At 73.6% G+C, this 10,821-nt stretch carries 8 protein-coding genes and 3 tRNA genes; 5 read left to right on the top strand and 6 right to left on the bottom strand.

What is annotated here, in order from left to right; genetic code table 11:
- Positions 1-19 precede the first annotated feature (19 nt).
- Positions 20-1,063: a 3-isopropylmalate dehydrogenase gene (locus BLS43_RS10765; protein WP_093081625.1), complete on the top strand. Its 1,044-nt coding sequence runs from the start codon at positions 20-22 to the stop codon at positions 1,061-1,063.
- A 75-nt stretch (positions 1,064-1,138) separates the two neighbouring features.
- On the opposite strand, the gene BLS43_RS10760 is transcribed toward BLS43_RS10765, so the two are convergent.
- Both BLS43_RS10760 and BLS43_RS10755 read right to left on the bottom strand, forming a co-directional pair.
- Positions 1,139-1,453, bottom strand: coding sequence for an EthD family reductase (locus tag BLS43_RS10760; RefSeq protein WP_218129780.1), 315 nt, complete (start codon positions 1,451-1,453; stop codon positions 1,139-1,141).
- A 91-nt stretch (positions 1,454-1,544) separates the two neighbouring features.
- Positions 1,545-2,819 (bottom strand): FAD-dependent oxidoreductase, encoded by a 1,275-nt coding sequence (locus tag BLS43_RS10755; protein WP_093081615.1) that lies wholly within the window; start codon positions 2,817-2,819, stop codon positions 1,545-1,547.
- A gap of 65 nt (positions 2,820-2,884) precedes the next feature.
- Here BLS43_RS10755 and gltX point away from each other — a divergent pair, with 65 nt between their 5' ends.
- The 4 genes from gltX to BLS43_RS10735 all read left to right on the top strand — a co-directional run bounded on the left by gltX (position 2,885) and on the right by BLS43_RS10735 (position 4,730).
- The gene (gene gltX / locus BLS43_RS10750; RefSeq protein ID WP_093081610.1) at positions 2,885-4,351 is read left to right on the top strand and encodes a glutamate--tRNA ligase; all 1,467 of its coding nucleotides are present in this window, start codon (positions 2,885-2,887) and stop codon (positions 4,349-4,351) included.
- A gap of 57 nt (positions 4,352-4,408) precedes the next feature.
- Positions 4,409-4,480: transfer RNA gene (locus tag BLS43_RS10745), tRNA-Gln, on the top strand.
- Between the two features lie 44 nt (positions 4,481-4,524).
- Positions 4,525-4,597, top strand: a tRNA-Glu gene (locus tag BLS43_RS10740).
- Positions 4,598-4,657: 60 nt separating this feature from the next.
- A tRNA-Glu gene (locus BLS43_RS10735) sits at positions 4,658-4,730 on the top strand.
- 44 nt (positions 4,731-4,774) lie between these two features.
- Here the strand turns inward: BLS43_RS10735 and BLS43_RS10730 are convergent.
- From BLS43_RS10730 to BLS43_RS10715, 4 genes are read right to left on the bottom strand one after another with little or no spacing between them, the layout of a single operon-like run.
- Positions 4,775-5,656 (bottom strand): ferredoxin family protein, encoded by an 882-nt coding sequence (locus tag BLS43_RS10730; RefSeq protein WP_093081599.1) that lies wholly within the window; start codon positions 5,654-5,656, stop codon positions 4,775-4,777.
- A 56-nt stretch (positions 5,657-5,712) separates the two neighbouring features.
- Positions 5,713-7,281: an AMP-binding protein gene (locus BLS43_RS10725; RefSeq protein ID WP_093081594.1), complete on the bottom strand. Its 1,569-nt coding sequence runs from the start codon at positions 7,279-7,281 to the stop codon at positions 5,713-5,715.
- A gap of 46 nt (positions 7,282-7,327) precedes the next feature.
- The gene (locus BLS43_RS10720) at positions 7,328-9,373 is read right to left on the bottom strand and encodes an ArnT family glycosyltransferase (RefSeq protein WP_093081589.1); all 2,046 of its coding nucleotides are present in this window, start codon (positions 9,371-9,373) and stop codon (positions 7,328-7,330) included.
- Positions 9,374-9,383: 10 nt separating this feature from the next.
- Entirely contained in the window at positions 9,384-10,667 is a 1,284-nt protein-coding gene (locus BLS43_RS10715; protein ID WP_093082559.1) for a bifunctional glycosyltransferase family 2/GtrA family protein, read from the bottom strand.
- Positions 10,668-10,821: the final 154 nt, after the last annotated feature.

Raw genomic sequence — 10,821 nt, 5'->3', positions numbered from 1 at the left:
GAGAGGACAGTCGAGCAGCATGCGTCTTGCGGTCATTCCCGGCGACGGCATCGGACCGGAGGTCATCGACGAGGCCCTCAAGGTCTTGACCGAGGTGACCCCCGACGTGGAGACCACGACGTACGACCTCGGCGCGGCCCGGTGGCACTCCACCGGCGAGCTGCTGCCCGAGACGGTCCTGACCGAGCTCCAGCAGCACGACGCCATCCTGCTCGGTGCCGTCGGCGACCCGTCGGTCCCCAGCGGCATCCTCGAGCGCGGCCTGCTGCTGCGCCTGCGGTTCGAGCTCGACCACCACGTGAACCTGCGCCCGGCGCGGCTGTACCCCGGCGTGCGCGGCCCGCTCTCGGGCAACGCCGAGATCGACCTGGTCGTGGTGCGCGAGGGGACCGAGGGCCCGTACGTCGGCACCGGCGGCCTGCTCCGCAAGGACACCCCGCACGAGATCGCGACCGAGGTCAGCCAGAACACCGCGTTCGGCGTCGAGCGGGTGGTGCGGGACGCGTTCGCCCGCGCCGAGCGCCGCCCCCGCAAGCACCTGACCCTGGTGCACAAGACCAACGTGCTGACCTTCGCCGGGGCCCTCTGGTCCCGGATCGTGGAGGAGGTCTCGCTCGAGCACCCGGACGTCTCGGTGGCCTACCAGCACGTCGACGCCACGACGATCCACCTGGTCACGGACCCGGGCCGGTTCGACGTCATCGTCACCGACAACCTGTTCGGCGACATCCTCACCGACCTCGCGGCGGCCGTCACCGGTGGCATCGGGCTCGCGGCCAGCGGCAACATCGACGCCTCCGGCCGCAACCCGTCGATGTTCGAGCCGGTCCACGGCTCGGCGCCGGACATCGCGGGCCAGGGCATCGCGGACCCGACGGCGGCGGTGCTGTCCGTCGCCCTGCTGCTGGACCACGTCGGCCAGCAGGAGTCCGCGCGGCGCATCGAGGCCGCGGTGGCCTTCGACCTCGCGACGCGCGACCACAGCGCGACCGGCCACACCCAGGCCATCGGCGACCGGCTCGCGGCCCTGGTGTCGAGCCGGGACACCGCCGCGGCGAACTAGCGCCTCCGGCGCCCGTGCGTGGTAAGTGGTGCTCTGGCACCACTTACCACGCACGGGCGCCGAAGGCGCGGATCCTCAGACGACCTGCTCGACGCCGCCGATGAGGAACGTGGTCCCGGCCTGCGCGAAGTTCGCGAGATCGGCGTTGCCCGCCTGGCCTTCCGGGCCGGCCATCGAGCTCTGCATCGCCTCCGGCGACGGCCAGGTCAGCGTCGCCACGAGGTGGTAGGCGGGCGCGGACCCGTCCGGGCCGGGCCCGGGCCGGACGACCGTGTAGGACTGCAGGTCCGGCATCTTGGCCGCGAGCGGCGCGTGCACCTCGGTGTAGTGCTTGTCGAACGCCGCCGCGTCGGCGGGGTGGTGGTACAGGACGGTCAAGCTGACTGGCACGGTTCCTCCCGGGACTCGGGCCTGCGGCACGCCGATGTGCCGCGGTGCTCCTCCATCTTCGAGGCGCCCCACCGACTGCCGGCAAGTCATCTCAGGATGTGGACCCGACGATCACACCACCGTCGACTGCGGGGGCGCGGCGGGCCCAGGCGGGGGCGTGCTCCTGGAGCAGGCCGAGGCCGAAGAGCCTCGCCGGGACGATCTGCAGGCGCGGGTGGCGCTGCACGAACCGCACCGGCGCGGGCAGCTCCGTCCGCTCGGGGAGGGCCGCGTCCGGGTCGATGCGCAGCGACCGGGACAGGAGCACGTGGTGGGCGGCCCGCTGCACGGTCTGGATGACCGCGGCGGGCAGCCACCGCCGAGCCTGCACACGCGCGAGCGGCACGGACGAGGCCGACCCGACGCGGAGGGCGGGCGCGACGTGCCGGGCCGCCGCCACGGCGTCCGCGACCGCCAGGTTGATGCCCACCCCGCCCACCGGGGACATCGCGTGCGCGGCGTCGCCGATCAGCAGCAGGCCCGGGCGGAACCAGCGGCGGAGGCGGTCGATGCGGACGTCGAGCATCGAGACGTCCTCCCAGGACCGCAGGGCGCCCACGCGGTCCGCGGTGAACGGGATCAGACGGGCGAGCCTGCGGCGTAGCGCGTCGATGCCGAGCGCCCGCAGCGGGCCGTCGCCGCCCTTGCGGACCAGGTACCCGCACTGCCAGTAGTCCCCGCGGTCGATCATCACGGCGAACTGGCCGCGGGTGAACCGGCCGAGCCCGCCCACGGGGTCGTCCGCCTCCCGGGGCAGCCGGAACCATTCGACGTCGAGCGGGACCCCGAACGCCCGCCCGCGCAGCCCGGCCGCCGCCCGGACCACGGACCGCCGCCCGTCGCACCCGACCGTCAGCGCGGCCTCCAGCGTGTGCTCCGCGCCGGTCGACCGATCCGTCCACCGCACCCCGGTCACGCGGTCCCCCGAGCGCACCAGCCCGGTGACCTCCGCGTTGCGGATCAGGGTGAAGGTCGGCTCCGCGGCGGCGGCCTCGGCCAGCAGGTCGAGGAAGTCCCACTGCGGGACGAGTGCGACGTAGGGCCGCGGGGAGCGCAGCAGGCCGAAGTCCCCGATCCGGAGCGTGCCCCCGTCGAGCACCGCGTTCACCGACGAGATCCGACGCTGGGGCAGGGCGTCGAACCGCTCGCCCAGACCCAGCTCGTCGAGCAGCTCGAGGGTGGAGGGGTGCACGGTGTCGCCGCGGAAATCGCGCAGGAAGTCCGCGTGCTTCTCCAGCACGGTGACCTCCACGCCCGCCCGGGCGAGCAGCAGGCCGAGCACCATCCCGGCCGGACCACCACCGACGATCACCGCGTTATTCATCATGCGTTGAAATGTACGCTCCCACCGCCCGCGAGCACCAGCGATGCAGGGATATTCTCGGCCCCACCATGAGTAGAGTCCGCGTCCGCTTCTGTCCCTCGCCCACCGGCACCCCGCACGTCGGGCTGATCCGCACCGCCCTGTTCAACTGGGCGCACGCCCGCCACCACCAGGGCGACTTCGTGTTCCGGATCGAGGACACCGACGCGCAGCGGGACAGCGTCGAGAGCTACGAGGCGATCCTCGACGCGTTGCGCTGGCTCGGTCTCGACTGGGACGAGGGCCCCGAGCAGGGCGGCCCGCACGGCCCCTACCGGCAGAGCGAGCGCGGCGACCTCTACCGGGACGCGCTCGGGCGGCTCGTGCAGGCGGGCGAGGTCTACGAGTCCTACTCCTCCGCCGAGGAGATCGAGGCCCGCCACAGGGCCGCCGGGCGCGACCCGAAGCTGGGCTACGACAACGCCGACCGTGCGCTCACCGAGGAGCAGAAGCAGGCCTTCCGCGCCGAGGGCCGCAAGCCCGTCTACCGGCTGCGCATGCCGGACCGCGACATCGTGTTCACCGACCTGATCCGCGGCGAGATCACGTTCAAGCAGGGCACCGTGCCGGACTTCGTGCTGGCCCGCGGGGACGGCACGCCGCTCTACCCGCTGACCAACCCGCTCGACGACGCGCTCATGGGCATCACCCACGTCCTGCGCGGCGAGGACCTGCTGGCCTCCACCCCGCGGCAGATCGCGCTGCTCGAAGCGCTGGCGCGGGTCGGGATCGGCGAGGGCCCGCTGACCTACGCGCACCTCCCGCTGGTCACCGGCGAGGGCAGCCGCAAGCTCTCCAAGCGGGACCCGCAGTCCAACCTGTTCCTCTACCGCGACCGCGGGTTCCTCCCGGAGGGCCTGCTCAACTACCTCGCGCTGCTCGGCTGGTCGATCGCCGAGGACCGGGACGTCTTCTCGCTCGCCGAGATGGTCGAGGCGTTCGACGTCTCCCGGGTCTCCTCGAACGCCGCCCGCTTCGACCTGAAGAAGGCCGAGGCGATCAACGCCGCGCACCTGCGCGCCCTGGACCCCGCGGACTTCGCGGCGCGGGTGGTCCCGTACCTGGCGGCGATCGGCCTCACCGTGGCCGCGGACGACCCGGTGCTCACCGCCGCGGCGCCGCTCGTGCAGGAACGCTCCGTCGTGCTGTCCGACGCGGCGCGCATGCTGGCCTTCCTCTTCGTCGACGAGCTCGAGATCGACCCCGACGCCGCCGCGAAGAACCTCGGCCCGGACGCCGGGCCGATCCTCGACGCGGCGATCAAGGGTCTCGAGTCCCTCCCGGAGTGGACGACGGCGGCGATCGAGGAGTCCCTGAAGGAGTCCCTCGTCGAGGGCCTGGGGCTCAAGCCGCGGAAGGCGTTCGGCCCGATCCGCGTCGCGATCAGCGGCCGCACCGTGTCGCCGCCGCTCTACGAGTCCATGGAACTGCTGGGTCGGGTGGTCTCGCTGCGCCGACTGGGGGGTGCCGTGCAGGGCTCGGGAGGCGTGGTCTAGAGTCTTCTCTGCAAGGGACGCCGGGCGGGGCTACTGCAGACTGTCCGGCTGTCTCCTTGGGGTATGGTGTAATTGGCAGCACGACTGATTCTGGTTCAGTTAGTCTAGGTTCGAGTCCTGGTACCCCAGCGGAAACACACACACTGTTTCCAGCAATTTCATCAGCATGTCCAGGTCCCGTCGTCTAGCGGCCTAGGACGCCGCCCTCTCAAGGCGGTAGCGCGGGTTCAAATCCCGTCGGGACTACGCGAAAGCCCAGCACAGCTGCGGTTTTCGATGCTGGAGAAAGTGTTGTGTGCTGTTCCTGGTCCCGTCGTCTAGCGGCCTAGGACGCCGCCCTCTCAAGGCGGTAGCGCGGGTTCAAATCCCGTCGGGACTACAGAACGAGATCCCCATTCCGGTGCGCCGGGATGGGGATCTCTTTCATGCCCGGGTCACCGAATGGACCGCGGTGGCCACCAGCGGGGCGCACCGCTCGAGGGTTCCCGCGCAGGACAGCGGCCGCGCCGGACCCCGCTGCTCCTCGACCCGCACCTCCCACTGCGCGCCGATCCCGGACACGACGACCCGGGTGAACGGCTCCGTGCTCATGCTCACCTCGGTCACGCCCAGCGCGTCCGCATCCCGCAGGCCGGTGTGCTCACGGACCGCGAGCTCGGCGACCTGACCCGCCGCCGTCCACGCCATCCGCCCGCGGCAGTGCGCGGTCTCCACCTCGCCCGCGCCCGCGGCCTTGGCCGCGGCGACGGCATTCGCCGGGTCCAGGCGCCCGTAGAGGTAGCCGGTGGGCAGGACGAGTGCGGTGGGGGCGAAGCGGTGCCCGCCCAGGTGCGAGCACTCCCAGACGTCCACCTGGCCGGTCTCGGCCACCGCCGCGGCCAGCGCCCGGCCCTCGATCGCGCAGCACACGTCCCGCGTGCCGTGCGTGCAGACCAGCAGGGACGGGTGGGTGACGGGCTCCCCGCCGGTGTCCAGGGGGAGTGCGGCGAGGTTGGCGGGTCCGTCGACCAGGAAGCGCCCGACCCGCGCGGCACCCGGCGCGACGTCCGCGACCAGCACCGTGCGCGGCGCGTCCGGCGCGAGACGACGGCCCGGCCTGCGGATCAGGAGGACCTTCCGCCCGGCGTCCGCGGCCCGGGCGGCGAGCCCGGCGATCGCCGGATCGGGATGGCGGTCCACCGACCGCGGCCACGCCCCGACGCTCTCCACGAACACCAGTCGCTGCGCCACCGGGGCCGTACCGGGGAGGGGTTCGGCGAGCAGGCGCGCGACCCCCGAGCAGCGCTCCAGCGGTTCCCCGGCCATGACGGGACTCTACCTAAGGGTCACCTAAATCGCACGGGTGACCTGGAACGACGCGCTCAGCGCACGCCTGGTAACTCTCTGCTGACGACCTTCCCGGTCTGATTACGGGGCAGCTCGTCCAGGAAGACGACGTCCCGGGGGACCGCGTAGCGGGCGGCCTTCGCACGGACCAGGTCGCGGATGCCGTCCTCGTCCACGGTGGCCCCCGGCGCGCGCACGACGTAGGCGGCCAGGCGCTGGCCGAAACGCTCGTCCGGCACCCCGACGACGGCGACCTCCCGCACGTCGTCGGACGCGGCGATCAGGTCCTCGACCGGTCCGGGGTGGACGTTCTCGCCGCCCGAGACGATCATGTCGTCGCCGCGGCCGGTGAGGTGGAGGCGGCCCGCGTCGTCCAGGTGCCCGACGTCCCCGGTGCCGATGAGGCCGTCGTGCGTCTCGATCTCGGCGCCGGGACGGGTGTAGCCCTCGAACGGCATGTCGTTGCCGACGAAGACGCGGCCCTCGGTGTTCGGCGGGACGGCCCGGCCGTCCTCGTCGAGGATCCGCAGGACCGTGCCCGCGGGCGGGTGCCCCGCGGTGCCGGGTGCCTCCCGCAGGTCGCGCGGGCTCGCGATGCTGACCCAGGACACCTCGGTGGAGCCGTAGAGGTTGTAGAGGACGTCTCCGTAGCGGTCCATGAACCGCTCGGCCAGCCCGCTCGGCAGCGCCGATCCCGACACCGCGACGACGCGGGGGCGGTGCCCGCGCCACGGCTCGCCGGTCTCGTAGAGCCGCTGGACCATGACCGGCACCCCGATGATCACCTCGACGGACTCGCGCTCGACGGTGTCCAGGAGGTCCTCGGGTTCGAACTTCCTGCGCAGCACCACGGTGCCGCCCTGGAGCAGGATCAGCAGCAGGCCCGCGTTGCCCCAGGTGTGGAACAGCGGTGCGGCGATCAGCGCGGGATCGGCGGCGCGCAGCGGGATGACGGACAGGATGGCGGCCGCCGGCCCGAGGTTCGAGATCGGTGGGCGGCGCGCGCCCTTCGGGGTGCCGGTGGTGCCGGAGGTGAGCACGATCATCCGACCCTCGCGGGCGGGCCGCGGGACGGGTGCGCCGGGGGTGTCGGCGAGGGCGTCGAACTCGGTGTCGGTCAGGGCGTCGGGATAGGCGAACTCCTCGTCCGCGACGACCGTGTGCAGGGTCAGCTCGGCGGCGACCTCGGCGAGCTGTCCGGGGGACATGCCGGTGTTGAGCAGGACGACGTCCGCCCCGAGCTTCGACCCGGTCACCATGGCCTCGACGGCCGTGCGGTGGTTGCGGCACAACACCCCGACGCGGGTGTCCGCGGTGACCCCGCGCCGCGCCAGACCGCGGGCCATCCCCTCGGTGCGACGGTGCACGTCGGCGTAGGTGAGGGTGCCCGCGTCGTCGACGATCGCGGGCCGGTCCGGGTGGCGGGCGGCGCCGAACGCGTATCCGCCCGCCAGGGTGAGCCGGTACCGGGCGAGCCCGGCCAGCCCGGTGACGAGCCGGTCCGGCCGGACCGGCCGGACGACTCCGGAGCGGGTCAGCGCGACGAGTGCCCGGGAGGTCCCGAGCGCGGCGGAGAGCGCGGAGCGGAGCGTCACGGCCCCCATCACACCACGCGGGGGTGGACCCGGCCGTGATCACCCGCCGGTCGGGTCAGCCCGTCGGGGCGGTCAGGTCGTAGACGGTCCGGCCGCCGACGGTCTGCGCGGTGAAGTGCTGCTCGACCCAGGTGGTGATCTCCGCGGAGACCCCGCCGCGCCCGCCCGGACCGCCGCCCGTCCCCCCACCGACGAAGTAGTGGATCTCGCCGTTCGCCACGTACTGCTGGAACTGCGGCAGCGTCGGGTAGGGATCGGAGCCGGTGAACCCGCCCATGGCCATCACCGAGGCGCCCGAGGCGAGCTCCATCGCGGCCGCGCCCTGGGAGCCGCTCGTCGCGGCGGCCCAGCGGGTGCCCGCGTTCTGCAGCAGCGTGACGAGGTCGGGATCGACGGTCTCGGCGCCGCCTGGTCCGCCGAAGCCCCCGAAGCCGCCCCCGAAGCCGCCGATGTCACCGACGCCGCCGGGGAAACCGGGGAGGTCGACCGGACCGCCCTCCGGCACCCCCTGTGCCTCGGCGCCACCGGCGCGGGGCCCGCGCCACGCCCCGCCCGGCCCACCGGCCGCCCCGGTGACCCCGCTGTCCTCGACGGCCGGTCCCGCAGAGGGGATGGACCCGGTGTGGGCCGTCCCCGCGGTGACGGCGGCGGAGGCCGTCGGCGCCAGCAGACCGACCACCACCGCCGCGCCGGCGACGACGCCCGCCCAGCGCCACCGCCCGATCGGGACCAGGAACGCGAGGGCCACGACCAGCCCGGCGACCAGCACGACCCACCGCAGCCAGGGCAGGAAGGCCGGGGACCAGCCGAGCATGACGAAGGCCCACACCGCGGTCACCGCGGTCGCCACGGCCGGGGTGGCGCGGCCGAGCCCGGTGTCGCGGGCCCGCCAGGCCTCGCGGCCGCCGAGCGCGACGAGCGCCGCGATCCCGGGGGCGAGCGCCACCGAGTAGTAGGGGTGGATGGTGCCGCTCATGAAGCTGAACACGAGCGCGGTCACGACGGTCCAGCCGCCCCAGACCAGCAGCGACGCCCGCAGGGCGTCGGTCCGCGGCGCCCGCCGGGTCAGGACGAACGCGGCGACCGCCAGGATCAGCGCGGCCGGTAGCAGCCACGAGATCTGGGTGCCGAACGACGTGGTGAACAGCCGACCGAGGCCGGGCTGGCCACCGAACATGCCCCCACCGAAGCCGCCACCGAAGCCGCCACCGAAGCCCCCGGCCTGCTCGCCGGCGGCGGCGGGGCCCGCCCCGCCACGGTCGCCCTCCCCACCGAAGATCCGACCGAGGCCGTTGTAGCCGAAGGCCAGCTCGAGCGGGGAGTTGTCGGTGGAGCCGCCGATGTAGGGCCGGGACCCGACGGGCCACAGGGCCACCGCGGCGAGCCACCAGCCCGCGCCGACCACGATCCCGACGCCCGCGACCAGCACGTCCCGGATCCGCCTGCCCACGGTCGTCGGCGCCGCCCACAGGTAGGCCAGCGCGAAGCCGGGTACGACCAGGAAGGCCTGGAGCATCTTCGTGAGGAACGCGAACCCGAGCACCAGTCCGGTCAGCAGCAGCCACCGCCAGGAGGCCTTCTCGAGCGCCCGCACCGTCGTGTACCCGGCCAGAACCAGGAGCAGCACCAACAAGGCGTCGGGGTTGTTGAAGCGGAACATGAGGACCGCGACGGGGGTCAGCGCGAGCACGGTCCCCGCCAGCAGTCCGGCGCCCAGGCCCGCGACCCGCTTGACCGCGCAGTACAGCACCCACACCGCGGCCACGGCCATGAGCGCCTGCGGTGCGAGCATGCTCCACGAGCTGAACCCGAAGATCCGTCCCGAGAGCGCCATGACCCACAGCGCGGCGGGCGGCTTGTCGACGGTGATCGCGTTGCCCGGGTCGAGCGAACCGAAGAAGAACGCGGTCCAGTCCTGCGTCCCGGCCTGCGCGGCGGCGGCGTAGAACGAGTTCGCGAACCCCGAGGCCGCGAGGTTCTGGAGGTAGAGCACGGCGGTGCCGACGAGCAGCGCGGCGACCGCCCAGCGGTGGCCGCGGGTGGCGCGGGGCTCGTGCGGGGAGGGTCCGTGGACGGGCCGGGTGGCCAGGGTGGCGGTCAACGAGGTCCTCTCAGGCGGCGATGCGGGTAGTGGTGGGTGTCGCCGCGGCCGCGGTGCCCGCCGCGGCTCGGGGCCGGAACACCCAGGCGCGGAACAGGACGAACCGCAACACGGTGGCGACCAGGTTCGCCGCGACGATCGCGGCGACCTCGACGGCCTGGTGGGCGTCCGGGAGCAGGGCGCCGAGCAGGGCGAGCGCACCGGTCGTCAGGCCCAGCGCGAGGCCGAACACGATCAGCCCCTGGACCTGGTGTCTCGCCGCGCCCGCGCGCCCGCGCACGCCGAAGGTCAGACGGCGGTTGGCCGCGGTGTTGGCGATCGTGGTGAGCAGCAGCGCCGCCACGTTCGCGGCGATCGGGCCCGCGAAGGTCCGGAACAGCAGGAACAGCAGCAGGTTCGCGAGCGTGCTGGCGATGCCGATGGCGGCGAACCGGACCAGCTGGGTCGGCAGGCCCTTCGGGACACCGGCGACGTCCGGTTGCAGGGGGGCGCGCCCGAGCTGGGCGCGGACGTCGGCGATCGGCAGCGTGCCCGCGGCCAGCGCCCGTCCGACGCGCCACACCCCCTTCAGGTCCGCGACCGCCGTCGCCACGATGTCCACCGTGGAGTTCGGGTCGTCGACCCAGTCCACGGGGACCTCGTGGATCCGCAGGCCCGCGCGCTCGGCCAGCACCAGCAGCTCGGTGTCGAAGAACCAGCCGGTGTCCTCGACGAGGGGGAGCAGCCGGCGTGCGACGTCCGCCCGGATCGCCTTGAACCCGCATTGCGCGTCGGAGAACCCGGCCGCGAGGGTGCTGCGCAGGATCAGGTTGTAGCAGCGGGAGACGAACTCGCGCTTGGCCCCGCGGACCACCCGCGAGCCGCGGCCGAGCCGGGTGCCGATCGCCAGGTCGGAGTGTCCCGAGATCAACGGCGCCACCAGCGGCAGGACGGCGTCGAGGTCGGTGGACAGGTCGACGTCGCAGTAGGCGAGGACCTCGGCGTCCGACGCCGACCACGCGGTCTGCAGCGCCCGTCCCCGCCCCTTCTGCTCCAGCCGGGTCGGCCGGACCTCGGGGATCTCGGCGGCGAGCCGGGCGGCGATCTGCGGCGTGGAGTCGGTGGAGGCGTTGTCCGCCACCGTGATCCGGAACGTGTAGGGGAACGTGGCGCGGAGGTGGGCGTGCAGGCGGCGCACCGACCGCTCGAGGTCCGCCTCCTCGTTGTAGACGGGGACGACGATGTCCAGCACGACGCGGCCGCCCCGCCCGGGAGACCTGGTCGGGTCTGCGGGCTCGGTGGTGGCTGGGCTCATGACGATCACGGTTCCGGCCCTCGCTGTCCGGGCCGTGGGACCCGCCTGTGCGCCGGCTGTGAACGGCGGGCCCCGGGGGTCGCCGCGCACGACGGCCGGCCCGTGCCCTGGTGGGCGCGGGCCGGTCTCCTTGCCGATGGTCCTCGGGCGCAGG

The organism is Pseudonocardia oroxyli, from assembly GCF_900102195.1.
Taxonomy (GTDB): Bacteria; Actinomycetota; Actinomycetes; order Mycobacteriales; family Pseudonocardiaceae; genus Pseudonocardia; species Pseudonocardia oroxyli.
Note: the sequence above shows the minus strand (reverse complement) of the source record. Positions and strands in the feature narration are given on the sequence as shown.